The following is a 26,046-nucleotide window of genomic DNA, read 5'->3' on the forward strand; positions in this document are numbered from 1 at the left end:
TGTTATTTTTCCTCTTCCACTAATTCGACCTTGTCACTGGCGATTTCCTCGAGCGCTTGACCGACAAATTTTTTCGACACCGGTTTTTTCACCGTCAGCTCGGCGCCGTCCTGAAGCTCGCGCGCCCGCTTGGCCACCACCGTGACGAGCTTGTATTTCGAATCGACTTTTTGCATCAGCAAATCGATGGAAGGATACAGCATCGTCATTCCACCCCCAACATCCGTTTATACCGCTCGGCGACGCGCTCGCGCCGGCAATGTTCGGCGATGACGATCGCCTTGATCCGCTCGCAGGCGAGCTCCACTTCATCATTTTCTACGACATAGTCGTACTCGTCCATCATTTCAAGCTCCTCTTTCGCCGCCCGCAACCGGTTTTCAATCAGCTCTTTCGACTCAGTGCCGCGCCCGACGATCCGCTTCTCGAGCTCCTTCAAGCTTGGCGGGGCCAAGAAAATGAAGAGTGCCTCTGGAAACGCCCGCCTCACTTTCATCGCCCCTTGCACTTCGATCTCTAAAAACACATCTTTCCCTTCGGCAAGCGTCTTCTCCACGTAATCGATCGGCGTGCCATAGTAGTTGCCGACATATTCCGCCCACTCGAGCAGTTTGTTTTCGCGGATCATTTGTTCAAACTGCTCGCGCGTGCGGAAGAAATAGTCGACGCCTTCCACTTCACCTTCGCGCGGCTTGCGCGTCGTGACCGACACCGAATAATGAAGATTGATGTCCGGCTGCGAAAACAACGCTTTGCGCACCGTTCCTTTGCCAACCCCAGACGGACCCGACATGACGATCAACAACCCACGTTCGTTCTTCAACGCCCAAAACCCTACCCTTCCTCGAAGAAATCGTCGCTTCCATATAAGCGGTTCGCCACCGTTTCCGGCTGCACGGACGACAAAATGACGTGATCGCTGTCCATGATGATGACGGCGCGCGTCCTCCGCCCGTGCGTCGCGTCAACGAGCTTGCCGCTTTCGCGCGCATCTTGAATGATTCGTTTGATCGGCGCCGAATCAGGGCTGACAATCGTAATGATGCGAGCGGCTGACACCATGTTTCCATACCCGATATTGATAAATTTCATCATCATGACACGCCCACCTGCCATATTCAATATTGTTGCCGCCAACAAGTCGTTTTAAACGGTTATTCCACGTTTTGCACTTGCTCGCGCATTTTCTCAAGCACGCTTTTCATCTCCACGACTTGCGCGGCAATCAGGCTGTCATTCGCCTTGGCGCCGATCGTGTTGACTTCCCGGTTCAACTCTTGCACCAAAAAGTCGAGCTTCCGCCCAACCGGTTCGTCCATTTCTAAAGCATCTGCCATTTGCGCCAAATGGCTGCGGATGCGTTTCAATTCCTCGTGAATGTCCGCCTTTTCGGCAAACACCGCCACTTCCGTAAGCAGGCGCGCTTCATCGACCGGAGCGGGCGCCCATTCGCGCAGGCGGCGTTCAAGCCGCTCACGATATTGCTCGACGACGAGCGGCGCCCGCTGCTCAATGATGGCAGCGCCGGCCTCCACCTCCCGAAGGCGGGCGTGCAAATCTTCAGCGAGCGCCTCTCCTTCTCGCCGGCGCATAGCGGCCAGCGCTTTTGCCGCCTCATCGACGGCATCTAAAAGCAGCGGCTCTACTTCTTCATTCGCGCCTTCTTCTTCGACGACCTCGACCGCCCCTTCAAGCCGAAGCAGTTCGGCTGCCGTCACGCCGCCATCAATGGCAAATCGCTTTGCCGCTTCCTGCAATCCGGCCCAATATTGGCCGATCAAATTCCAATCAATATGTACGTTTCGTTTCACAAGCCCTTCGCCGGCGATCGTGACGAACACTTCCACTTTTCCGCGCCGCACGTACGGTGAAATTGCTTTTTTTATTTTATCCTCAAACACGAGCCATTGTCTAGGGAGGCGAATGGAAATTTCGCAAAACCGATGGTTGACCGATTTCATTTCCACCGCCACCATCAATCGATCCGTTTTTTTCACACTCGCGCCGAAGCCGGTCATGCTGTAAACCATATCATCACATCCGTTTGTCTTCTGATCAAAAAAGAAAAGGTCATAGAGCGCTTCTCTATCACCTTTTGATTATACCATATCCTATTTTCTCGAAAAAAGCGAGCCGGCAAACAAAAATGTCGGCAAGGCGGACAACCCCGTGATGAGCAGCCAATCGACCGCCGCGAGCGGCTTCGTATGGAACACCGAGGCAAGCGGCGGATAGTAGATGACGACCAAAAGCAATACAAGCGACACGGCCACCGCCGCGACAAGGTACATGTTCCCGAACGGATGGCGGTCAAAAATCGAACGGTCGCAGCGGCAATCAAACACATGGATCAATTGGGCCAACACCAACGTCGCAAACGCCGCCGTCTGGGCATAAACGAGATCCTCGCCGCTCCGTTCATAGGCGGTCAGAAACGCGGCGAGCGTCACCACACCGATCAAAACGCCGCGGCTGATGATTTTCCAGCCGAGCCCGCGCGCGAACACCCCTTCATCCGGGCGCCGCGGCGGCCGCTTCATCACATTTTCTTCCGGCCGGTCAAGCCCGAGCGCCATCGCCGGCAAACCGTCGGTGACAAGATTGACCCATAAAATTTGAATCGGCACAAGCGGCAGCGGCAACGCCAGCAGCATCGCAAACAACATGACGAGAATTTCCCCGACGTTCGAGGCCAGCAAGTAGCGGATAAACTTGCGAATGTTTTCGTAAATGTTGCGTCCTTCTTCAATCGCCGCCTCAATCGTCGCAAAATTGTCATCCAACAAAACGATCGACGCCGCCTCTTTCGCCACCTCCGTCCCCGACCGGCCCATGGCGACGCCGATATCAGCCGCTTTTAATGCCGGCGCATCGTTCACCCCGTCGCCGGTCATGGCGACAATATGGCCGCGCCGCTTGAAGGCGTTGACGATTTTCAGCTTATGCTCGGGAGCAACGCGGGCAAACACGTAAATCTCATCGACGGCGCGTTCCAATTCATCGACCGACAGCTTCGACAACGTCGCCCCGTCCATCACTTTGCCGCCAGGCGGCAGCACGCCAAGCTGTTTCGCGATCGCCGTCGCGGTCAACACGTGATCGCCGGTGATCATCACCGTTTTCATGCCCGCTTCTTTGCATCGCGCCACCGCCTGTTTCACCTCTGGGCGCGGCGGATCGATCATGCCAGCGACGCCGAGGAACCGAAGCTTTGTCTCCGCATCCTTCTCCGACTCGATCCGTTCTGTTTCCGCAAGCGGCCGATACGCGACGGCAATCGTGCGCAAGGCGGAAGACGCCATCTGGCGAATCGCCTTCTCGATCGCATCTTTCCACGCAGGCGTCAACGGCTGCTCGCGGCCGTTCCACTCAAGGCAGCCAGACCGCTCAAGCAGCACATCGGGCGCCCCTTTTGTCACGATAAACCGGCGGCCGTTTCGGCCACGGACAATCACCGTCATCATTTTCCGCTCCGAATCAAACGGAAACTCCCGTTCGATCGTGTACTCACGCAAAACCATTCCTTTTCCCATTCCAGCTTTGGCTGCCGCGACAAGCAGCGCCCCTTCGGTCGGATCGCCGTCGATATAGCGCCGCCCGTTTTCTTCTTTCAACTCCGAACGATTACAAAGCACCCCCATCGTCAATAGGCGAGCGAGCTCGGGAACGCGGTTCGGATCAACCGTCCGGCCGCGTTCGGAAAACTCGCCATCCGTTTCAAGACCAACGCCGCTTACCGTAAATGTCCGCCCGCCTGCCCATACTTGCGTGACGGTCATCATATTTTCCGTCATCGTTCCCGTTTTGTCAGAACAAATGACGGAAGCACAGCCGAGCGTTTCGACCGCCGGAAGTTTGCGGACGATGGCGTTCCGCTTGATCATCCGCTGCACGCCAAGCGCCAATACAACCGTTACGATGGCCGGCAACCCTTCCGGAATGGCGGCAACCGCGAGCGACACGCCAGCCAAAAACATTTCATACAAGTCGTGCCCTTGAACGACCCCGACTGCCACCACCGCCGCCGTCAGCGCCAATGCGACGACAAGCAAAATTTTCCCAAGCTGCTCGAGTCGGCGCTGGAGCGGGGTTGTCCCCGCATCTGCCTCTTCCAGCATCGTCGCGATTTGTCCCATCGCGGTCTTCATCCCGGTGGCGATGACAATCCCAACACCGCTTCCCCTTGTCACGAGCGTCCCCATAAACGCCACATTGTGTAAATCGCCAAGCGACGCCTGTTCCGTATGAAGCGGGGCGGCGGATTTGGCCACCGGCACCGATTCGCCCGTCAGCGCCGACTCCTCGATTTCCAAGCCGGCCGCCTCAATCAAGCGGACGTCAGCCCCGACTCGATCGCCGCTTGACAGCCTCACCACATCGCCGACAACAAGCTCGCGCGCTGGGACTTTCACCCACACGCCGTCACGCAGCACAACCGCTTGCGGAGCGGATAACCGTTTTAAGGCGGCCAGTGATTTTTCCGCCCGCCGCTCTTGGACAAACCCAAGGATGGCGTTCATGATCACGATGACGACAATCGCCGCCGCATCGACATACTCGCCTAAAAACGCGGAAATCACCGTCGCCAAAAGCAGCACAAGGACCATAAAATCTTGAAACTGGCGGAAAAAGACAACGATGGCCGACTCCGCCTTCCCTTCCACCAACTCGTTGTACCCGAACTGCTGCAGCCGTTTTTCCGCCTCCGCCGCAGTAAGCCCGGTCTTGACATTCGTCTTCGTCTCGTGCGCGACATCGCTTGCCGCGAGCGTATGCCATTGCATCTGTCTCCCCTCCGTCTCTCCGTCTTTTCGGCGCACTGTTTCTGCTTTTTTATGCTTATTCACCCCTGTCCGAAAAAATGACACTCATACAGCAACGTTTCGCAGTCTATGCCCCCACTCTCCAAAATCGCGGTCTCGTATCACCCAACCGCACCCCCATCCCCCGTATGGGAGCGAATGCGGTTTTTGCTCCCCCCTCTTCTTTTTTTCGCACCATAAGCCGCCAACATGTTCACAACAGCGGATCGTATGGTAATATCGGAATAGCAGACAACCAAAATAGAAAGGTGTTTTCCCATGTCCTTTGACGGAGTGTTTACGTACGCCATTGTCGGTGAACTCAAAGAGGCGCTTGCGAGCGGGCGGATCACGAAAATCCACCAGCCGTCGGCGTATGAGATCGTCATGGTCGTGCGCGCCCGCGGCCATAACCATAAAGTGATGCTGTCGGCGCATCCGACGTACGCGCGCGTCCATTTGACAAACGAAACGTACGACAACCCGCCTGAGCCGCCGATGTTTTGCATGCGGCTGCGCAAACAGTTAGAAGGAAGCATCATCGAATCGGTCCGCCAAGTCGATTTTGACCGCATCATCGTCATCGAGGCAAAAGGGCGCGATGAACTCGGCGACGTGCAGACGAAGCAACTCATCATTGAAGTGATGGGCCGCCATAGCAACATCATCTTAGTCGATGCGGCCGCCAACACGATCATCGACAGCCTGAAGCATTTGCCGCCATCGGTCAACCGCTACCGGACGGTGCTCCCCGGGCATCCGTACGTCGCACCACCGACGCACGGCAAGCTGAATCCGCTTGACGCGACGGAAGAAACGGTGCTGAAAAAAATCGACTTTCACGCCGGCAAGCTCGCCCATCAGCTCGTTTCCGCCTTCAGCGGCATTTCACCGCTATTCGCCAACGAAGTGGTGTTCCGCGCTGGACTCGCCAACCGGGCGACGCTGCCGAAAAGCTTTCTTTCGCTCATCGATGACGTGCGCCACCGCCGCTTTGCCCCGATGATGTACACGAACGGGGAAAAAGAATGGTTTTATGTTCTGCCGCTTGAGCACTTAAAAATAGAAGGCCAGCCATTTGCGAGCGCGAGCAAGCTATTGGACCGCTTTTATTTCGGCAAGGCCGAGCGCGACCGCGTCAAGCAGCAAGCCCATGACATCGAGCGGCTCATGGCGAACGAAAAAGCGAAAAACGAGAAAAAGCTCGCCAAACTCGAACAGACGCTTGAAGAAGCGAAACAAGCCGACACTTACCGGCTGTACGGCGAACTGCTCACCGCCCATTTGTACGCCGTCAAGCGCGGCATGACGGAAATCGAGGTCGTAAACTACTATGACGAAAACGGCGGGACGGTCACCATTCCGCTCGACCCGCAAAAATCGCCGGCCGAGAACGCGCAGCAGTACTTTCAAAAATACCAAAAAGCGAAAAACTCGCTCGCTGTCGTCCAAGAACAAATCGAGCGGACGAAAGAAGACATCGCTTATTGCGACACGATTTTAAGCCAGCTCGAAACCGCCTCGCCGAAAGACGTCGAGGAAATACGCGACGAGCTCATCGAACAAGGCTACTTGCGCCCGCGCGCGGCAAAAGGGGCGAAAAAGCGAAAAACCGCCGCGCCCGAGCTGGACCGCTACGTCGCAAGCGACGGCACGGAAATATTGGTCGGCAAAAACAACAAACAAAACGATTATCTCACGACAAAGCTGGCCCATAAGGACGATGTTTGGCTGCATGTGAAAAACATTCCCGGCTCGCACGTCGTCATCCGGAGCAAGCAACCGTCTGACGAGACGCTCTTGGAAGCGGCGCATCTCGCCGCCTACTTCAGCCAAGCCCGCCACTCCGGATCCGTGCCGGTCGACTACACGCGCATCCGCTACGTGAAAAAACCAAGCGGCGCCAAACCGGGGTTTGTCATTTACGAAAACGAGCAAACACTCTACGTCACCCCCGACGAAGAGCTCGTCCGCGCCATGAAACAGCGGCAAAAAGAACAAGCGGCGAAACCATCGTAAGTCTCACATTTCGCACCCTAACAGGGTAGAAAGAAAGGATTTTTGATTTCGTTTTTCAGAATCACGTTTCGACCAACACGACGAGCGATGGAAATCCTTTTTTTACCATCGCTCGTCGTTCCGTATCACGTTACACGTAGATGCTCTCATCCATGCCCAATCCCTGCAGAATCCTTCGCTGATCCGGGGTAAGGGAGTGATCCAGTGCGCGTTGGATGCGCCCATCCGGCAGCTGGAACAGGATGACGTTCACGTATTGAAACAGCTGTAAAATCGCCTGTCCCGTTGGACGGGTCAGCTTGCGGCCTCCAGGCCCCTTCAACGGGCGTTCCGGTGTGATGAATTGACGCACTCGGCGCTGAAAGACGCGGTAAATGGCCAAGGCCAAGAGAAACAAATCACCCAATACCGCAACCCGCTCTGGCTTTTTGACATCAATCTCATCCGTGAAAAAAGGATCTTTCAAAAAAAGCGAAGTTCATTTCCACGGAGATCTGCCCTTTATACAGCTTCAAGATCTCTTGGGCATCCATTTGTTGGCCCTTCCATTCCTTCGGAACGGTCGTGACGAGGACAAACCGGGACGCTTTCCGTTTCGCCTGTTCCCACGCGTCTTGGTCCAATTCGACGTCAAGGCGCAGGAGATGCAGCGTCTCCATCTCGGGTCCCGCCCCTTTTTTCGGCCGTCCGCGCCGTTTTTTCGGACGCACGATCTCTTCGACGACGGCCTCGACCCGATGGAACCGGGGACGGAGGGAGGCCTTCAGGGATGCTAAGGCTTGTTCAGCGTCTTCGCGGCAGGAGAATGGGTGACGCTCCCAACGGATTTGTTCCTCGCGAAGAAGCTCCGCTTCTTTGGCTCGTTCTTTTTCAAGCGTCTTTCCTTTTCGCTGGTCAAGCGCGCTCGATTCGACGACGATCAGCCGAACCGGATGGCCTTCATACGTTGATGTCGTTTCCCATACCCGGTACTTGGCGCCGTTTCTCTCCGCCAGCGCAAAGGGATCGCTCCACGGGATGTGGGCCGAATCGGCCTCGGCCAATGCTCGTTTCACGATCCGAAGCGACGAAGGGCCTCTCGTGATCAAAAAGGCGTTGGCGGCTTTCGTTTGCGCCAAGGTCTCTTTCGTCATCGCAGCGGAATCCGCCACATAAATCCATTCGTCCTCGATCTTGGCTTGTTTGAGCTGTTCATGGACACGGGATCTCACTTGGGAATTCCACGTTTTGTCAGGCAGGTTGCCGTCGTGCACATCGCCGTAAAACGGGATGCCGTCCTCGTTGCCGACCAGTCCGAAGCCGATCTGTTTTTGCCAATGTTGATGGCGATTGCAGCCATGTGTGATCTGCAGAGCCGCTAACGAGGCCGATTCATACGCTCCGTAAACGGTTTTGTCCGTCGCATCGGCGTGGAACACCCGAAGAGGAAGGCCTTCTTTCCGATAAAGATGAATTAAGCAGGTGCTGATGACCTTGTGAATGCCGGCCTCATACAAGCGGTCGAGATGACGAACCAGCGCATCGTCATTCAACCAGGAAGGATGGAGCCCGGAACGGATGAGTTTTTCCAGATCGATCTCCTGAGCCCATCGCTCCAGGTGAACGAGGGCTTGCCGGCCGTCAAACATATTGTAGAGGATGGCCTGAACGGCATCGCTGGCTCGAGTCTGGCACTGCGGGTGGGCGGGAACGAGATGGTCAATCAATGGGGGAAGGCCCCATTTCTTGAATAGGGCACTTATTATTTCAAATAGGAATTGTGATAGACCGCTTTGACTTGAACGTTCATGAGAGAAAAACTCCTTCACTTTCCTTGTGTGTCAAGGATTCATTCGACGATGGGCGCAAAAAATCCTCCCGATTTTCGTCGGGAGGGTGCGAAATGTGAGATACAACATATTGCGCATGATTCATTATTTCGTGGCGATATATGGTGATGAGCAAGGGTGTCCCGATCCTTTTGGGACACCTCCATGCTTGGTGGTGAGCGAAACTTGCTCATGAATGTTTTTGATGATTTTTTTCAGAAAGCCCACGAAATGTTGACGACACTAGGCGCTGTCACACTCCGTTTTTCCCCCATGGAATGAAGCTGATGACGAGTGAGGCATCTCCCCGCTTGATCCATGTCCATGACTAAAGCGCGGACCGTTTCGTGGTCCACGCTTCTCTTTCCCTGCTTTTAGTCCCCCCACTCCTCTGGATTCTCCCGCCATTTTCGCAATGTCGCCAGATCATGTTCGCTGACGGCGCCAAGGCGGACGGCCGTTTCGATGAGCGTGTTGTAGTCGGTGAGGGTGTAGGCAGGCAAATTCGCTTCGGCAAACGCCTGTTTCGCTTTTTCGAGCCCATACGTGAAAATGGCGGCGACGCCAAGCACGTCGCAGCCGGCCTCTTTCAAGGCGCGGACGGCCGTAAGCGAGCTGCCGCCCGTCGAGATCAAATCTTCGATGACGACAACGCGCTGGCCCGGTTCGGCTTTTCCTTCGATTTGTTTCCCCTTGCCGTGCGCTTTTGCTTGGCTGCGGACGTAGCACATCGGCAGATCAAGCCGTTCGCTCACCCAGGCGGCGTGCGGGATGCCGGCGGTCGCTGTGCCGGCGATGAGGTCCGCTTCGGGGAAATGGGTGCGGATGAGCTCCGCGAGGCCGTCGGCGATCGTGCGGCGCACGTCGGGGTAAGCGAGCGTCAGGCGGTTGTCGCAATAAATGGGCGATTTCAAGCCCGAGGACCATGTAAACGGTTCGTTCGGCTGCAGGGCGACCGCCCCGATTTCAAGCAATTTGGCGGCGATGTCGTGTTTCATTCTCTCTCTCCTCCGTTCCATTCGTGTTGCAAGCGGTTGTACGCTTCAAGCGGATCGGCGGCGCGGGTGATGCTGCGGCCGACGACGATGTAGTCGGCGCCGAGCTCGCGGGCGAGCCCCGGGGTGACGACGCGCACCTGGTCGTGCGCCGCATCATCGGCAAAGCGGATGCCCGGGGTGACAGCGAGAAACGAAGCGCCGCACCGTTCTTTAATGAGCGCCGCTTCTTTCGCCGAGCAGACAACGCCGTCAAGCCCGCTCTCTTTCGCCAAGGCGGCGTAATGGGCGACCGTGTCCGCAAGCGGGCGGGAAATCCACAGCTCGTCCCGCACCATCCGCTCGTCCGTGCTCGTCAGCTGGGTGACGGCGATGCAGAGCGGCCTCCTCATGCCGCTTGGCGTGCCGGCGTCAAGCCCTTCCAGGGCGGCTTCCATCATGCGCCGGCCGCCGGCGGCGTGGACGTTCACCAAATCGGCGCCGACGCGGGCGAGCCCTTTCATGGCCTTTTTCACGGTATTGGGGATATCATGCAGTTTTAAGTCTAAAAAGACGGCATGTTCTTGTTCTTTTAAAAACGCGACAATGCCTGGCCCTTCCTGATAGTACAGCTCCATGCCGACTTTGACAAACAGCGGCGTTCCGGCAAACGGCCGCAAAAAGGCTTCGACTTCTCGCTTCGACGGAAAATCAAGCGCGACAATGAACGGCGTGTGCACCGGTCTTCCAGCTCCTCCCTATGCATTCGGAAATGCGGCCAATTCCGAGTCCATCCAACAGCGCCGGCAGTTCGGCGATGATCGTCGGGCAGACGAACGGATCGACGAAGTTGGCCGTTCCGACCGCAACCGCGCTCGCGCCGGCGTAGAAAAACTCGAGCACGTCTTCTGCCGTTTGAATGCCGCCCATGCCGATGATCGGAATCGACACCGCTTGGCTCACCTCATAAATCATGCGAATGGCGATCGGCTTGACCGCTGGGCCGGATAAGCCGCCGGTGCCGTTGGCCAAAATCGGCCGGCCTGTTTTGATGTCAATGCGCATGCCAACGAGCGTGTTGATCATCGTCAACCCATCGGCGCCCGCTTGTTCAATCGCTTTCGCCATCGCCACGATGTCGGCGACGTTCGGCGACAGCTTCACATAGACCGGCACGGCGGACACTTCTTTGACAAGCCGCGTCAGTTCAGCGGCCACGTCCGGCACCGTGCCGAACGCAATGCCGCCTTTTTTCACGTTCGGGCACGAAATGTTGAGCTCTAACGCATGGACGTTGGGCGCTTTGGAAATCGCTTCGGCTACCTCGACGTACTCTTCCACCGTCGAGCCGGCGATGTTGGCGATGATCGGCACGTCAAACTGTTCAAGCCACGGCAGTTCTTCTGCGAGCACTTTGTCAAGGCCGGGGTTTTGCAGGCCGATGGCGTTTAACATCCCAGCCGGCGTTTCTGCCACCCGCGGCGTCGGGTTGCCAAAGCGCGGCTCTTTTGTCGTCGCTTTGATCATAATGGCGCCTAACACGCTTAAATCATAAAATTTGGCGTACTCGCGGCCAAACCCGAAACAGCCGGACGCCGGCATGATCGGGTTTTTGAGCGAAAGACCCGGCAGTTCAACGGCAAGCCGATTCATAGCACCACCTCCCCGGCCCGAAACACCGGGCCGTCGCTGCATACTTTTTTATACGCCGTCTCGCTTCCCGGCACATGGCAGACGCAGGCGAAACACGCTCCGACCCCGCAGCCCATCCGCTCTTCCAGCGACAAGTACACCGGCCGGTGTCGGAATCGCTCCTCAAGCGCCTTCAACATCGGTTTCGGGCCGCAGGCGTATAAGACGTCAAACTCGAGCGAGCGCGCTTCGATCACATCGGTGACGCGCCCTGCTGTTCCGTACGAACCGTCATCGGTGGCGACATACGTCTCGCCGAACGAGGCGAATTCTTGTTCGTAAAAGACCGCCGCTTTCGTTTGAAACCCGAGCACGCTCACCACTTCAACGCCGCGCTTCGTGAGCTGTTTTGCCAGTTCATAGAGCGGCGGGACGCCGATGCCGCCGCCGACTAGCAGCGCCCGGCCGCCCGCCGGCGCGGCCTCGAGCGGAAAGCCGTTGCCGAGCGGGCCGAGCACATCGACCACATCGCCCGGCTGTTTTTGCGTAAGAAGCGCCGTGCCTTTCCCTTCCTGGCGGTAAATGATCGTGCATTGCCCCTGCTTGTGGTCGATATGGCAAAGGCTGAGCGGGCGGCGCAGGAGCGGATCGGCGGATGCGGCCGCTTTCACATGGACGAACTGGCCCGGTTGCTTCATCTCTTGCACAAGGCGTCCTGAAAGCGTCAATTCATACGTCCGCTCGGCGATCAACCGCTGGCTTGCGACCGTCATTCGTTCGCGGCCGATCATGAGCGCACCAGTCCTTCCGTCATCGCCGTTGTCGAGAACGTCATCGATTCGAGCACTTGCAGCATCGCCCGGGCCGTATCGAGCGACGTCAAGCACGGGATGCCGTTTTCGACCGCTTCGCGGCGGATGCGGAAGCCGTCGCTTTCCGGCTGCTTCCCTTTCGTCAGCGTGTTGATGACGACTTGCGCCTTCCCTTGGCGGATGACATCCAAAATGTTCGGCGATGCTGAGTGAATTTTATTGACAACCGTCACCGGAATGCCGGCGGCTTTCAACGTTTCCGCCGTGCCGTTCGTCGCCAACAGCTGGTAGCCGATGTCGGCAAAGCGGCGGGCCAGCTCGACCGCTTCTTCTTTATCTTTGTCAGCCACCGTCAACATCACCGCACCGTGCGGCTGGATATGGATGCCCGAGGCGACAAGCCCCTTATAGAGCGCTTTTTCAAACGTCAGGTCCTTGCCGATCACTTCGCCGGTCGACTTCATTTCCGGGCCGAGCGAAATGTCGACGTTGCGCAATTTCGCAAACGAGAACACCGGCACTTTCACGTACACGCCAGGGCGCACCGGGCAGACGCCCGTCTCATAGCCCATCTCGGCGAGCTTCGTCCCTAAAATGGCTTTCGTGGCGAGATTCGCCATCGGCACGCCGGTGATTTTGCTTAAAAACGGCACCGTGCGGCTTGAGCGTGGGTTCACTTCCAAGACGTAGACGTCGCTTCCCGAGACGACAAACTGAATGTTCAACAGTCCGACGATGCGCAGCCCGCGCGCCACCCGGATCGTGTAATCCGCGATCTTGTCGATCACTTCCGCGCTTAATGTCTGGGGCGGGTAGACGGCGATCGAGTCGCCGGAATGGACGCCGGCCCGTTCGATATGTTCCATGATCCCGGGGATGACGACCGTCTCGCCGTCAGCGATGGCGTCGACTTCGACTTCCTTGCCGGTGATGTAGCGGTCGACAAGCACCGGGTGCTGCGGATTGACGCGCACGGCGTGTTCCATGTAATGAAGCAGCTCGCCGCGATTGTACACAATTTCCATCGCCCGGCCGCCGAGCACGTACGAAGGGCGGACGAGCACCGGATAGCCGATCTCCTCAGCGATGGCGACCGCTTCTTCGACCGAAACGGCCGTTTTGCCGGCTGGCTTCGGAATGCCGAGTTCCGAGAGCGCCTGTTCAAATTTATCGCGGTCTTCGGCGCGATCCAAATCCTCAAGCGTCGTCCCAAGCAAACGGACGCCGCGCGCCTCGAGTTCCGCCGCCAAGTTGATCGCCGTCTGACCTCCGAATTGGACGATGACGCCGACCGGCTGCTCGAGATCGATGACATGCATCACATCTTCGGCGGTCAACGGTTCGAAATACAGTTTGTCCGACGTGCTGAAGTCGGTCGAGACTGTTTCCGGATTGTTGTTGATGATGATCGCCTCATAGCCGGCCTGCTTAATGGCCCAGACGCAATGGACGGTCGCATAGTCAAATTCGATCCCTTGGCCGATGCGGATCGGGCCGGAGCCAAGAACGACCACGCTCGGTTTCTTCGTGACGATTGATTCGTTTTCTTCTTCGTACGTGCTATAGTAGTATGGCGTTTCCGACGTGAATTCGGCCGCACACGTATCGACCATTTTGTACACCGGCATGATGCCTTGTTGGCGGCGCAGCGCGTAAATATCGCGCTCCGTTTGCCCCCATAGCGCCGCCACGGCCGCATCCGAGAACCCAAGCGCTTTCGCTTTCGTTAACACGTCAAGGTCGCCCGGGTGGTTTTTCAAGACCGTTTCCATCTCAATAATGTTTTGAATCTTATGCAGGAAAAAGCGGTCGATTTGGCTCCATTCATGCAGCGTCTCAACCGTCACCCCGCGGCGGAGCGCCTCGGCGATGTAAAAGAGACGCTCGTCGCCCGCCTTGCAGATCCGCTTTTCGAGCACGTCGTCGGCAGCCGTTTTCGCCTCATTCAATTCGAGATGATGAACACCGATCTCAAGCGAACGGACTGCTTTTAACAGCGATTCTTCGAACGTCCGGCCGATCGCCATCACTTCGCCGGTCGCTTTCATTTGCGTGCCAAGGCGGCGGTTCGCCGATTCAAATTTGTCAAACGGAAAGCGCGGAATTTTCGTCACGACATAATCGAGCGCTGGCTCGAAGCAGGCGTACGTTTTCCCGGTGACCGGGTTGATCATTTCGTCAAGCGTCAGCCCGACGGCGATTTTCGCCGCCAGTTTCGCGATCGGATACCCCGTCGCTTTTGACGCCAGCGCCGATGAGCGGCTGACGCGCGGGTTCACTTCAATGACGTAATAGCGGAAGCTGTCCGGGTCAAGCGCGAGCTGGACGTTGCAGCCGCCTTCGATGCCAAGGGCGCGGATGATTTTCAAGGATGCGTTGCGCAACAGCTGGTATTCGCGGTCGCTTAACGTCTGGCTCGGGGCGACGACGATCGAGTCACCCGTATGAATGCCGACCGGGTCGATGTTTTCCATGTTGCAGACGACGATGGCGTTGTCGTTGGTGTCGCGCATCACTTCGTATTCAATCTCCTTGTAGCCGGCGATGCTCCGCTCAAGCAGGCATTGGTGCACCGGGCTCATCTTCAAGCCGGTCGAGACGATTTCCATCAATTCTTCTTCGTTCGTGCAAATGCCGCCGCCCGTGCCGCCGAGCGTGAACGCCGGGCGGACGATGACCGGATAGCCGATTTGTTCGACAAATGCGTATGCCTCTTCCAAGCTGTGAATAATCGCGCTTTCCGGCACCGGCTCGCCAAGCTCGTTCATGAGGGCGCGGAACTGTTCGCGGTCTTCCGCTTTTTCGATCGCTTCAAGCTTCGTGCCGAGAATTTCGACGCCGCACTCCTGGAGCACCCCGGCTTTCGCCAGTTCCACCGCCAAGTTGAGGCCGGTCTGGCCGCCAAGCGTCGGCAAAATCGCGTCCGGCCGCTCTTTGCGGATAATGCGGGCGACAAAGTCGAGCGTCAACGGCTCCATATACACTTTATCGGCGATTTCCGTATCGGTCATGATCGTCGCCGGATTCGAGTTCACAAGAATGACTTTGTATCCTTCTTCTTTTAGAGCGAGGCACGCTTGCGTTCCCGCGTAGTCGAACTCGGCCGCCTGGCCGATGACGATCGGCCCCGAGCCGATGACTAAAATCGTTTCAATGTCGCGGCGTTTAGGCATGGATGACTTCCCCTTTCTTGTTGAACTCGCGGATGAGCGCCAAAAACTCGTCAAACAGCGGATTCGCATCTTCCGGCCCCGGTGAGGCTTCCGGATGGTATTGCACCGTAAACGCTGGGACATCGCGATGGCGAAGCCCTTCCACGGTGCCGTCATTCAAAGCGACATGCGTCACCTCAAGGCGGGTGCCGGAAAGCGATTCATGGGTGACCGTATAGCCGTGGTTTTGCGACGTAATGGCGACTTTGCCGGTGCGCAAATCTTTCACCGGATGGTTCGAGCCGCGATGGCCGAATTTCATTTTCTCCGTATTCGCGCCGCACGCCAAGGCGAACAGCTGATGGCCGAGGCAGATGCCAAAGAGCGGCGCTTTGCCAAGGATTCCCCGGATCATCTCGATCGCTTCCGGCACGTCTTTCGGGTCGCCGGGTCCATTTGAGAGCATGACTCCGTCCGGATGCCAGCTGAGCACGTCTTCGGCGGTGGCGTTGTACGGCAAGACGATGACATCACAATTTCGCTTGTTCAATTCGCGCAAAATCCCATGTTTCATCCCGAAATCAATCAACACGATGCGCTCGCCGCGCCCCGGGCTCGGGTAGGCGCTTTTCGTCGAGACGCGCCGCACTTGGTCGCGCGGCCACTCCATCGCCCGCAGCTTGGCCGCCGCTTCCGCCGGATCGACATTTAGCCCACAGATCATCCCTTTTAACGTCCCGTGCTGGCGAATGATGCGCGTCAATTTGCGCGTATCGATGCCGGAAAGGCCCGGAATGTCTTTTTCTTTCAAATACTCATCCAACGTCAGCTCCCCGCGCCAGTTAGACGGCGTCACGCACGCTTCTTTGACGATGAATCCGTGCACATACGGGCGAATCGCCTCAAAGTCGTCGCGGTTGATGCCGTAGTTGCCGATCAACGGATACGTCATCGTCACGATTTGCCCGCAATACGACGGGTCAGTCAAAATTTCTTGGTAGCCGGTCATGCCAGTGTTAAAGACGACTTCCCCGGTCGTCTCTTTCAAGCTGCCAAACGCGTCCCCGACAAAAAACGAACCATCTTCCAAAATAAGCTGCCGTTTCATGTTACGCCCTTCCTTTCTCCCATACGAGTGTTCCGCCGACGAACGTCATCACCGGCCAGCCTTGGCACGCCCAGCCGGCAAACGGTGTATTTTTTCCTTTGGACGCAAACGTCTCCGGGTCAATCGCTTCTTCTGCTTCCAAATCAATGACCGCAATATCAGCCGGCGCGCCGACGGCAAGCCGCCCGGCATTGAGGCCGAAACATTGCGCCGGCTTGATCGTCAGCCAATCGACGAGCTGCTCTAATGTAAACACGCCAGTTTTGACAAAATGCGTATACAAGAGCGGAAACGCGGTCTCCAACCCAACGATGCCAAACGGCGCCGCCTCGATGCCTTTCGCTTTTTCCGCGGCTGTATGCGGCGCATGATCCGTGGCGATAAAATCGATCGTGCCGTCGAGCAGCCCTTCCATGAGCGCTTCGCGATCCTCACGGCTGCGCAGCGGCGGGTTCATTTTATAGTTCGCATCCAAACCCGGAATGTCTTCGTCGCACAAGAGCAGATGATGCGGCGTCACTTCGGCGGTGACGCGGATGCCGGCCCGCTTCGCGTCGCGGACGACGCGCACCGACTCTTTCGTGCTGATGTGGCAGACGTGATAATGGCAGCCGGTTGCTTCAGCGAGCAAGACGTCGCGGGCGATGTGCACCGCCTCGCACACAGACGGAATGCCGGCGAGGCCATATCGGCGGGCGAAATCGCCGTCATGCACCGCTCCGCCGTTTTTCAGCGTGTCGTCCTCGCAATGGGCGACGATCGCCATATCAAGCGCCGCGGCTCGTTTCATCGCCTCATACATCATTCCGGCCGATTGGACGCCGACGCCGTCATCGGTGAAGGCAAACGCCCCGGCTTCTTTTAACGCGGCAAAATCGGTCAGCTCTTCTCCCTTTTGCCCAATCGTGATCGCCGCATACGGCAACACGTTGACGTGCGCCGTTTCGCGGATGCGTTTTTGCAGCCATTCCATCTGCTCTTTTCGGTCCGGCACCGGGTTCGTGTTCGGCATGGCGGCGACCGTCGTAAAACCGCCTTTCGCCGCGGCGAGCGTGCCCGTTTCGATCGTTTCTTTCGCTTCACCACCCGGCTCGCGCAAATGGACGTGCAAGTCAATCAAGCCAGGAACGATGAGACGGCCGGCAACATCGATGACGTCCTCCCCATCCGCTTCTAGCGGCTGTTCATAGCGGATCGCCGCAATATTCCCACGTTCGATTTTGATATGTGTCCGCACCAATTCCCCATCTTCATTGAACGACCTGCCATTTTTCAACCAGACGGCCATGTTTCATTCTCCCTTCCATTGCCCGTTTTAAGACGGCCATGCGTACATAAACGCCGTTTTCCATTTGTTTAAAAATGCGCGACGCCTTCGCTTCGACAAGTTCGCTCGCAATTTCGACCCCGCGGTTGACCGGCGCCGGGTGCAAGATGATGGCGCCCGGTTTCATCCGCCGCGCCCGCTCGAGCGTCAGCCCGTACCGCAAATGGTACTCTTCTTTCGTCAACCCCATCGCTTCAGCGTGGCGCTCGTGCTGGATGCGCAGCAACATCACGACATCGGCGCGGGCGATGGCCTCATCCACTTCGACGTACGTCCCATACGGATTCGTTTCATCTTTCCACTCTGCCGGTCCGGAAAACAGGACGTTTGCCCCCAACCTTGTCAACACTTCCGCATTGGAGCGGGCGACGCGGCTATGGCGGATGTCGCCGATGATCGCCACCGTCAAGCCGGTGAAGGCGCCAAACTCTTGGCGGATCGTCAATAAATCCAAAAGCGATTGGGTCGGATGGTGTCCGCAGCCGTCGCCAGCGTTAATGATCGCGATGCCGACCGCATGGCGGAGCGCTTCGAAATAAGCATCTTCGTGATGGCGGATGACAACGGCATCGACACCGATTGCCTCAAGTGTGCGGACGGTGTCATACAGTGTCTCCCCTTTTTGCACGCTCGAGCGTTCCGGGTCAAACGGAATGACATGAAGCCCAAGTTTCCGTTCCGCCATCTCGAAGCTGCATTTCGTGCGCGTGCTCGGTTCGAAAAACAAGTTGGCGACGTACATCGGGGCCGCCGGGCGCCAAATGCGCCCGTTGCGGAACGCTTCCGCTTCATCGAGCAAACGGTTGATTTCATCGAGCGGCAGTTCGCTTAACGTGAGAAGATGGGTCATCGGTCTCGCTCCCTTTTCCTTTTTTACAAAAAAACACCTTGCCGATGAGGCAAGGTGTGACGGTCGGCGCACGGCGGGGCCGAGGGTAGACTCCGGCCCTGGATGCGCCTGTTTTCACACCTTTTTAAGCCTCGCGGGACTTAATTAAAAGGTGCTTTTCGATTAGGCGACATGGTCGCTGCTGTTTTCTTCAAATAGGTTTTCCGCCGCTTGCGGACGCCCCGGCAACATCAAGTTGAGGAGGACGCCGACAATCGCGGAGAGCGCCATCCCGGTGATTTGGAAGCTCTCGCTGATTTTCAGCACGGCGCCGCCGATGCCGATGACCAAGATGACCGAGGCGATGACTAAATTGCGAGTCTGGCCGAAATCGACGCGGCTGTCGATCAACATGCGCAGTCCGGACGAGGCGATGATGCCAAACAGCAAGATCGACACACCGCCCATGACCGGCGTCGGAATCGAACTGATCAGCGCCGTGATTTTGCCGACGAAGCCGAAAGCGATGGCGATCACCGCCGCGCCGGCCAACACATAGACGCTGTAAACCCGGGTGATGGCCAGCACGCCGATGTTTTCCCCGTACGTCGTTTTCGGCGGGCCGCCGAGCAAGGCGGAAATCATCGTCGCCGTTCCGTCCCCTAAAATCGAGCGATGCAATCCCGGCTTTTGAATAAGGTCGCGGCCGACGACTTTGCTTAACACAAGCTGGTGGCCGATATGCTCCGACAAGGTGACGATGGCGACCGGAACCATGAGCATGACGATCTCCCACGTGACGCGCACCGGATAGTCGGCAAACGGGATGAGGAAATCCGGCCATTCGAACCATTTCGCCGCCGCCACTTTCGACAAATCGACGAGCCCGACGGCCAGCGCGTAGAGGTAACCGACCACGATGCCGACAAGCACCGGAATGAGGCTCAACATTCCGCGCGCCAGCACAGAGCAAATGATCGTTGCCGCGAGCGTCACGAGCGCCACTGAGAAATGGAGCAGGCTGTATTTGCCGTCCGGGCCGTTCATCGCCATCTCGACCGCCGTGCCGGCTAGGCCGAGGCCGATGACGATGATGACCGGGCCGACCACAACCGGGGGCAGCAGCTTCATCACCCAGCGGTAGCCCGCTTTTTTAATGATGAGGGCGACAACCCCGTACACCAACCCCGCAAGAAAGCTGCCGATCATCGCCGCTCCCGGGCCGCCAGCCGTTTTCGCCGCGATGATCGGCGCAATGTAGGCGAACGACGAACCAAGATACGCGGGCACTTGCCATTTCGTAATGATCAAAAACGCAAGCGTTCCAAGCCCGCTTGTGAGCAAGGCGATCGACGGGTCCAACCCGACTAAGTACGGCACTAAAATCGTCGCGCCAAACATGGCGAATAAATGCTGAAGGCTTAATGTGATCCATTGCCCAACGGTCGGGCGTTCTTGAATGTCCAACACCGGTTTGTTCATCTTTCGTCACTCCTTTGATCAAATGAGCGAACTTACTGTCTAGTGTGCACAAAAAACCCTCTTTGCCCATGAAGGCGCAAAGAGGGTGCAGAAACAGTCGAAACGGTTTCGCCCCTTTTGCAGCCTCACGGGACTGCGCTTAAAAGGGTGCTTCGCTATTTTTCATGAATGGAGACTTGATCGATGCCGTCCACTTCCGTCAGCTCAACGACAATAAGTTCCGAACGGGAAGTCGGCACATTTTTGCCGACAAAATCGGCGCGGATCGGGAGTTCTCTATGGCCGCGGTCGACAAGCACCGCAAGCTGGATGCGCGCCGGGCGGCCCAAATCCATCACTGCATCCATCGCCGCCCGCACCGTCCGGCCGGTGAAGAGCACATCATCAACCAAAACGACGTTCCGCTCGGTTACCGGAAACGGCACATTCGTTCCTTTCACAAGCGGTTCATGGTCGTCCGTCTTCACGGTCAAATCGTCGCGGTACAAGGTGATGTCAAGCTCGCCGACGGGAACGGACGCTCCTTCAATTTGCTCGATCCGCTCCGCCAGGCGGCGCGCCAAGTAAATGCCGCGCGTTTTAATCCCGACAAGCACGCAGCCGTCAATGCCTTTGTTTCGTTCGATGATTTCGTGGGCGATGCGCGTCAAAGCGCGGCGAATCGCCTGTTCGTCCATCACGACCGCTTTTTGCATGCGAGCCACCTCCGTTGGCACAAAAAAATCCCCGGCCTGTGAAGCGGGGGATGGCGGGTTGATCGCCGCAGACATCAAACGGGCATGCGCCGCGATGTTGTTTGTTGAATCCGACCCCTTTTCAGCCTCACAGGACTGAACTTAAAGGTTCTGTTCACTTAGTTTCATTGTAAAGCGAGCGGTTCCGTTTGTCAATCGTTTTTTCGCAGCCAGTCAAGCAATTCGGCAAACTCCGGCGGCAACGGCGCTTCAAATTCCAAATACTCGCCGGTGCGCGGATGATGGAAGCCAAGCACGCCGGCGTGAAGCGCCTGGCCGTCGATTGCGAGCGTTTTTTTCGGCCCGTATTGCGGATCCCCGGCAAGCGGGTAGCCGATGTATTTCATATGGACGCGAATTTGGTGCGTCCGCCCCGTTTCCAGCTGGCACTCCACATACGTATAATGGCGAAACCGCTCGAGCACGCGGAAATGGGTCACCGCTTCCTTGCCGTTTTCCTCGGTGACGGCCATTTTCTTTCGATCGCGTTTGTCGCGGCCGATTGGAGCATCGATCGTGCCATAATCGTGCGGAATAACGCCGTGGACGATCGCCTTGTAGCGGCGCGTCACCGTTTTGTTCACAAGCTGCTCGACAAGCGAGCGATGGGCGGCATCGTTTTTCGCCACCATCAATAGTCCTGATGTGTCTTTGTCAATCCGATGAACAATGCCGGGGCGAAGCACGCCGTTGATCCCAGACAAGTCGCGGCAATGGGCGAGAAGCGCGTTGACAAGCGTGCCGCGCATATGCCCGGGCGCCGGATGGACGACCATGCCGCGCGGTTTGTTGACGACAAGGACATCTTCATCTTCATAGTAAATGTCAAGCGGAATCGGCTCCGGCTCGACATGAAGCGGCTCAGGCTCCGGCGGTGAGACGACGACCGAGTCGCCCGCTTCGCATTTGTAGTTCGCTTTCACCGTATGGCCGTTCACGGTCACAAGCCCGTTTTTGATCCATTGTTGCACTTGCGAACGCGACCATTCCTCATTCAACGCCGCGATCACTTTATCAATTCGTTCGCCGTCATATTCGTCTTCGATGTGAAACGTGATCGTGTCCATCTACTCATTCCCTTTCTCTGGTGTCGCGAAAAAAAACATATGGACAAACAGCAAGATGACGCCGACCGTCAGCGCCGAATCGGCGACATTGAACACCGGAAAACTGTATGTGCCGATGTACGCGTGGATGAAATCGACCACTTCCTTGCGAAAGACGCGGTCGAGAAAATTCCCAATCGCCCCGCCGAGCATCAGCCCAAGCCCCACGCCCGCCAGGCGTTCGGAAGGCTTCAGGCGGCGGATGTAGATCACGATCGCCGCCACGACAATCACCGTAATCAAATAAAAGAGCCAAAACTGCCCTTCGAGCATGCCCCACGCCGCGCCGCGATTGCGGTGCGACGTAATATAAAGCACATTGTCAATGATCGGGATGCTTTCCCCAAGCCGCATATAGCGGACGACAAGCCATTTCGTCCATTGATCGAGGATGACGACCGCCGCCGCAATCCAATAGTATGCCACCGTGCCAAGTCCCCCTGTCCTTCTCATTCATCCTTTTTGCATTGTAGCATAATTCGCCACGGCAAACAAATGAAGCGGCAAGGCCGCCCCAAGGCAGCCTGCCGCTTTTCGTTACGCGGAATAATGTTCATTCACGATATGTGCGCAGCGCGGGCAAAGCGTTGGATGCGACGGATCGGCGCCGACTTCTTTCGTCACCGTCCAGCACCGCTCGCACGTCTCGCCTTCCGCCGGGCGGACGAGGACGGCCACGTGATCGAGCCGCTCGGCTTCGGCCGGCGCGGCGTCATACGGTTCATCCGCAACGGAAAACGCGGAAACAATGAGAAGCTGGCGCAAGTCGGCATCAAGCGACGCCAACAGCTTCCGCGCCTCGTCTTTCGGGTAGACCGTGACGCTCGCGGTCAGCGATTTGCCGATCACTTTTTCATTGCGGGCGTTCTCGAGCGCTTTGAAAATGTCATCGCGCACGTCCATAAACGCATCCCATTTCGCCATCAGCGCTTCTTCGCCGTCGATTGCGATCGGCTCCGGCATATCGGTGAGCTGGACGCTTTCCACGTGTTCTCTGCGATTCGGAATGTGCTCCCACACTTCATCAGCCGTATGCGGCAAAATCGGCGCGATCAACTTCGCCAATGCAACGACCGTTTCATACAATACGGTCTGCACCGCACGGCGGGCGCGCGAGTCGGCTGCTTCGATGTACAAAATGTCTTTCGCCATATCCAAGTAAAACGCGCTCAGCTCAACGGTGCAGAAATGGTTCATCTCATGATAAACAGCGGCGAAATCGTAGCTGTCATACGCTTTTTTCACCTTGACGATCAGCTTGTTCAACTTCGCCAGCATATAGCGGTCGACTTCCCCAAGCTCCCCAACCGGCACCGCGTTTTTGTTCGGGTCGAAATCAAACAAGTTGCCGAGCATAAACCGGAACGTGTTGCGGATTTTCCGGTACACTTCCGACACTTGTTTTAAAATATGATCGGAGATGCGCACGTCCGCTTGATAGTCGACCGAAGCGACCCAAAGCCGCAAAATGTCGGCGCCGAACTGTTCCATCACTTTGGCTGGCACGACGACGTTGCCGAGCGATTTGCTCATTTTCCGCCCTTCGCCGTCCAACACAAAGCCGTGGCTCAACACGCCTTTATACGGCGCTTTGCCGGTGACGGCAACGGCGGTGGACAGCGACGAGTTGAACCAGCCGCGGTATTGGTCAGACCCCTCTAAGTACAAATCAGCCGGACGCACGAGATCGTCGCGTTCGACCAACACGGCTTGGTGCGACGAACCGGAGTCAAACCAGACGTCCATAATGTCCGTTTCTTTCGTAAAGAGGCCGTTCGGGCTTGACGGATGAGTGAACCCTTCCGGCAGCAAGTCTTTCGCCTCGCGCTCAAACCAGACGTTTGATCCGTATTGGCGGAACAAGTTCGACACATGCTCGATCGTCTCATCGGTGATGATCGGTTCGCCGTTTTCGCCGTAAAAGACCGGAATCGGCACGCCCCACGCCCGTTGGCGGGAAATGCACCAGTCGCCGCGGTCGCGCACCATGTTATGGATGCGGATTTCTCCCCATTCCGGAATCCATTTCGTTTCTTTAATCGCTTGAAGCAGCTCGTTCCGGATTTTATCGATCGACGCAAACCATTGCGTCGTCGCCCGGAAAATCGTCGGCTGTTTCGTCCGCCAGTCGTGCGGATACGAGTGGGTGATAAAGCCGAGCTTCAACAAGGCGCCGGCTTCCTCAAGCTTCTGTGTAATCGCCTTGTTGGCGTCTTCGTAAAACATTCCTTCAAACCCCGGCGCTTCGCTCGTCATATAGCCGCGCTCATCGACCGGGCAAAGAACCGGAAGCCCATATTTTTGTCCGACAAGGAAGTCGTCTTCCCCATGCCCCGGCGCGGTATGGACGCAGCCCGTGCCGGCGTCGGTCGTGACGTGTTCGCCGCAGACGACGAGCGAGTCGCGCTCATAAAACGGATGTTTCGCCACTACATACTCGAGCGCTGTTCCTTTGATCGTTTTCACAACCGACCATGCGTCCCAGCCGACTTCTTTCGCCACCGACTCGACAAGGGCAGCGGCGACGACGTATTTTTGCCCGTTAGCTTCGACGACATGGTAGTCCAACTCCGGATGGACGGCGATCGCCAAGTTGGCCGGAATCGTCCACGGCGTCGTCGTCCAAATGACGATACGTTCGTCCCCCTCAAGCACGCCTTTGCCGTCTTTCACCGGGAAGGCGACATAAATCGACGGCGAGCGCTTGTCTTTATATTCGATTTCCGCTTCGGCGAGCGCCGATTCGCTTGACGGCGACCAATAGACCGGCTTCAACCCTTTGTAGATGAGCCCTTTTTTCGCCATTTCGCCAAACACTTTAATTTGTTGGGCTTCATACTCAGGCTTGAGCGTAATGTACGGGTTGTCCCAGTCGCCGCGCACGCCGAGCCGCTTGAACTGCCGGCGCTGGTTGTCGATTTGTTCATACGCGTATTGCTCGCACCGCTTGCGGAACTCGGCGACGCTCATCGATTTGCGGTCGACGCCTTGTTTCGTGAGCGCCGTTTCGATCGGCAAACCGTGCGTATCCCAGCCCGGCACATACGGCGCGCAATAGCCGCTCATGGATTTGTAGCGGACGATGATGTCTTTTAAAATTTTGTTCAGCGCATGGCCCATATGAATGTCGCCGTTGGCATACGGCGGGCCGTCATGCAGGACAAACAGCGGCCGCCCTTTCGTCCGCTCCTGCACTTTCCGATAAATGTCCATTTCCTCCCATTTTTTTTGCATTTCCGGCTCCCGCTTCGGCAAATTGCCGCGCATCGGGAACTCGGTCTTCGGCATGAGTAGCGTTTCTTTGTAATCCATCCTTGCTCCTCCTTCGAACGATCGATTCCAAATAAAAAACCGTTCTCCCCCGGCAAGGGACGAGAACGGTCTCGCGGTACCACCCTTCTTGGCCATGCAAACGACGCACAGCCCACTTTTCATTCGTAACGGGAATGACGCGCCATGGCCTACTTGATGTTCGGCATGGAACTCCAGGGTGATGTTCACTCTTGCACCGATGCCAGGCTTCCACCGTCCCCGGCTCGCTGCGACCGGTCGTACAAGAGCTACTGTCCCTTTCATCGTCGATGGCTGTTTCGCGATCCATCCGGAAAAAAGCCAACCGCCGCCCATGGCGGCTGGTGCGGCGATTTTTGCCAATCATTATAACCGAAACGGCTTCGGTTCGTCAAGGATGAGACAGTGGTTCTTTCGCCCCTTCTTCCAAATCGGGCGTCTCATACTCCATCAACTCGTCCCAGTCGCGACTGTTGATCATATCAAGCTGCGCCTCGACAAGCATGCGGAAACGGGCGCGGAACACTTTCGACTGCCGCTTCAGCTCCTCGATCTCGAGGGCGATTTTCCGCGATTTCGCCAATGCATCGCTGATGATGCGCTCGGCGTTTTTTTCCGCCTCTTTAATGATCAGCTTCGCTTCCTTTTGCGCATTCCGCTTCACTTCTTCCGCTGCTTCCTGAGCAACAAGAATCGACTTATTGAGCGTCTCTTCAATGTTCGCAAAGTAGTTCAGCTTTTCCGTCAGTTCGGCTACTTTTTCTTCCAGCTGCTTTTTTTCACGGATGAGCATTTCATAGTCTTTAATGACTTGATCGAGAAACTCGTTCACTTCGTCTTCATCGTACCCGCGAAACCCGCGGCTGAATTCCTTGTTGTGAATATCTAATGGCGTCAACGGCACAACGGCCACCTCCGTCTCCATCATTCCTTTTCTTCACTTTATTCGACACAGTTTGCCGATTTCCTG

General features: G+C 56.9%; 20 protein-coding genes, 1 pseudogene and 1 other annotated feature. Of the genes and pseudogenes, 1 reads left to right on the top strand and 20 read right to left on the bottom strand.

Going from position 1 to position 26,046, the window contains the following annotated elements:
* Positions 1-2: 2 nt before the first annotated feature.
* The 5 genes from rpoZ to BJQ97_RS11665 form a co-directional block, all read right to left on the bottom strand.
* A complete protein-coding gene (rpoZ, locus tag BJQ97_RS11645; protein ID WP_160156698.1) occupies positions 3-203 on the bottom strand; it encodes a DNA-directed RNA polymerase subunit omega in 201 nt (66 codons plus the stop codon).
* A gap of 2 nt (positions 204-205) precedes the next feature.
* A complete protein-coding gene (gmk, locus tag BJQ97_RS11650; RefSeq protein WP_075261654.1) occupies positions 206-823 on the bottom strand; it encodes a guanylate kinase in 618 nt (205 codons plus the stop codon).
* Between the two features lie 11 nt (positions 824-834).
* Positions 835-1,098: an extracellular matrix/biofilm regulator RemA gene (remA, locus tag BJQ97_RS11655; protein WP_160156699.1), complete on the bottom strand. Its 264-nt coding sequence runs from the start codon at positions 1,096-1,098 to the stop codon at positions 835-837.
* 56 nt (positions 1,099-1,154) lie between these two features.
* The gene (locus tag BJQ97_RS11660) at positions 1,155-2,030 is read right to left on the bottom strand and encodes a YicC/YloC family endoribonuclease (RefSeq protein ID WP_160156700.1); all 876 of its coding nucleotides are present in this window, start codon (positions 2,028-2,030) and stop codon (positions 1,155-1,157) included.
* Between the two features lie 81 nt (positions 2,031-2,111).
* Positions 2,112-4,784 carry a calcium-translocating P-type ATPase, SERCA-type gene (locus BJQ97_RS11665; RefSeq protein ID WP_160156701.1) on the bottom strand — a complete coding sequence of 891 codons (2,673 nt, stop codon included), beginning with the start codon at positions 4,782-4,784 and terminating at the stop codon, positions 2,112-2,114.
* A 297-nt stretch (positions 4,785-5,081) separates the two neighbouring features.
* On the opposite strand from BJQ97_RS11665, the gene BJQ97_RS11670 reads away from it, so the two are divergent.
* Positions 5,082-6,821: an Rqc2 family fibronectin-binding protein gene (locus BJQ97_RS11670; protein ID WP_160156702.1), complete on the top strand. Its 1,740-nt coding sequence runs from the start codon at positions 5,082-5,084 to the stop codon at positions 6,819-6,821.
* A gap of 130 nt (positions 6,822-6,951) precedes the next feature.
* On the opposite strand, the pseudogene BJQ97_RS11675 reads toward BJQ97_RS11670, so the two are convergent.
* From BJQ97_RS11675 to BJQ97_RS11745, 15 genes and pseudogenes are all read right to left on the bottom strand, one after another.
* A pseudogene (locus BJQ97_RS11675) lies at positions 6,952-8,610 on the bottom strand (IS1634 family transposase).
* Positions 8,611-9,003: 393 nt separating this feature from the next.
* Positions 9,004-9,627 carry an orotate phosphoribosyltransferase gene (gene pyrE / locus BJQ97_RS11680; protein ID WP_066232810.1) on the bottom strand — a complete coding sequence of 208 codons (624 nt, stop codon included), beginning with the start codon at positions 9,625-9,627 and terminating at the stop codon, positions 9,004-9,006.
* Positions 9,624-10,343: an orotidine-5'-phosphate decarboxylase gene (gene pyrF, locus BJQ97_RS11685; RefSeq protein WP_160156703.1), complete on the bottom strand. Its 720-nt coding sequence runs from the start codon at positions 10,341-10,343 to the stop codon at positions 9,624-9,626. Before pyrF ends, pyrE begins: the two co-directional genes overlap by 4 nt.
* Complete coding sequence (locus tag BJQ97_RS11690) at positions 10,315-11,256, bottom strand: dihydroorotate dehydrogenase (RefSeq protein ID WP_044731782.1); 942 nt, start codon at positions 11,254-11,256, stop codon at positions 10,315-10,317. Before BJQ97_RS11690 ends, pyrF begins: the two co-directional genes overlap by 29 nt.
* Positions 11,253-12,026, bottom strand: a complete 774-nt coding sequence (locus tag BJQ97_RS11695; RefSeq protein WP_160156704.1) for a dihydroorotate dehydrogenase electron transfer subunit — start codon at positions 12,024-12,026, stop codon at positions 11,253-11,255. The genes BJQ97_RS11690 and BJQ97_RS11695 overlap by 4 nt, the downstream gene beginning before the upstream one ends.
* Positions 12,023-15,220: a carbamoyl-phosphate synthase large subunit gene (gene carB / locus BJQ97_RS11700; RefSeq protein ID WP_160156705.1), complete on the bottom strand. Its 3,198-nt coding sequence runs from the start codon at positions 15,218-15,220 to the stop codon at positions 12,023-12,025. Before carB ends, BJQ97_RS11695 begins: the two co-directional genes overlap by 4 nt.
* Complete coding sequence (locus tag BJQ97_RS11705) at positions 15,213-16,307, bottom strand: carbamoyl phosphate synthase small subunit (RefSeq protein WP_160156706.1); 1,095 nt, start codon at positions 16,305-16,307, stop codon at positions 15,213-15,215. Before BJQ97_RS11705 ends, carB begins: the two co-directional genes overlap by 8 nt.
* A gap of 1 nt (position 16,308) precedes the next feature.
* Positions 16,309-17,595 carry a dihydroorotase gene (locus tag BJQ97_RS11710; protein ID WP_160156707.1) on the bottom strand — a complete coding sequence of 429 codons (1,287 nt, stop codon included), beginning with the start codon at positions 17,593-17,595 and terminating at the stop codon, positions 16,309-16,311.
* Complete coding sequence (locus tag BJQ97_RS11715) at positions 17,558-18,484, bottom strand: aspartate carbamoyltransferase catalytic subunit (protein ID WP_160156708.1); 927 nt, start codon at positions 18,482-18,484, stop codon at positions 17,558-17,560. Before BJQ97_RS11715 ends, BJQ97_RS11710 begins: the two co-directional genes overlap by 38 nt.
* A gap of 162 nt (positions 18,485-18,646) precedes the next feature.
* Positions 18,647-19,945 (bottom strand): solute carrier family 23 protein, encoded by a 1,299-nt coding sequence (locus tag BJQ97_RS11720; RefSeq protein ID WP_160156709.1) that lies wholly within the window; start codon positions 19,943-19,945, stop codon positions 18,647-18,649.
* 155 nt (positions 19,946-20,100) lie between these two features.
* Positions 20,101-20,640 (bottom strand): bifunctional pyr operon transcriptional regulator/uracil phosphoribosyltransferase PyrR, encoded by a 540-nt coding sequence (gene pyrR / locus BJQ97_RS11725; RefSeq protein WP_044736169.1) that lies wholly within the window; start codon positions 20,638-20,640, stop codon positions 20,101-20,103.
* A 191-nt stretch (positions 20,641-20,831) separates the two neighbouring features.
* Positions 20,832-21,746: an RluA family pseudouridine synthase gene (locus BJQ97_RS11730; RefSeq protein ID WP_160156710.1), complete on the bottom strand. Its 915-nt coding sequence runs from the start codon at positions 21,744-21,746 to the stop codon at positions 20,832-20,834.
* A complete protein-coding gene (gene lspA / locus BJQ97_RS11735) occupies positions 21,747-22,238 on the bottom strand; it encodes a signal peptidase II (protein WP_080997780.1) in 492 nt (163 codons plus the stop codon).
* 84 nt (positions 22,239-22,322) lie between these two features.
* Positions 22,323-25,097, bottom strand: coding sequence for an isoleucine--tRNA ligase (ileS, locus tag BJQ97_RS11740; protein WP_160156711.1), 2,775 nt, complete (start codon positions 25,095-25,097; stop codon positions 22,323-22,325).
* Between the two features lie 52 nt (positions 25,098-25,149).
* Positions 25,150-25,370: a binding site (T-box leader), on the bottom strand.
* A gap of 97 nt (positions 25,371-25,467) precedes the next feature.
* Entirely contained in the window at positions 25,468-25,980 is a 513-nt protein-coding gene (locus BJQ97_RS11745; protein ID WP_156133417.1) for a DivIVA domain-containing protein, read from the bottom strand.
* Between the last annotated feature and the right edge of the window lie 66 nt (positions 25,981-26,046).

The sequence above is a fragment of the Geobacillus sp. TFV-3 genome, from assembly GCF_009901865.1.
In the GTDB taxonomy this organism is placed as follows: Bacteria; Bacillota; Bacilli; order Bacillales; family Anoxybacillaceae; genus Geobacillus; species Geobacillus thermoleovorans_A.